We start from the raw sequence: 329 nt of genomic DNA, 5'->3' as shown, positions 1-329 counted from the left end.
GGCTGGTTCCCGATGCCCTGCAAATGATAGACAGCACCGTAGTTCGCGCCCATCATCAGGCAGCGGGCGCTAAAGGGGGACTCCGCGACAGGGTTTCGGCCGTTCAAGGGGTGGCTTCACGACCAAGATCCACCTCCGCGGTAACGGCGTCGGCCTGCCCATGAGGTCGGAGATCACGCCGGGGCAGAGATCGGACTACCTGGGCTTCGATCTGGTCATGGCCGATAACCTGCCCGAGCCGTCCGTCCTGCTCGCAGATCGCGGCTATGACTCTGACAACGTTCGCAAAACCATGGAGGCGCGCAACGTCGTGCCTGTCATCCCCATGC

General features: G+C 62.9%; 1 pseudogene. It reads left to right on the top strand.

The features are described from left to right. A pseudogene (locus tag AB9K34_RS12595) lies at nucleotides 1–329 on the top strand (transposase); the annotation flags it as partial.

Origin of the sequence: Sedimentitalea sp. XS_ASV28 (genome assembly GCF_041224545.1) — a bacterium.
Taxonomy (GTDB): Bacteria; Pseudomonadota; Alphaproteobacteria; order Rhodobacterales; family Rhodobacteraceae; genus Sedimentitalea.
This window is presented reverse-complemented; position numbering and strand designations above follow the sequence as displayed.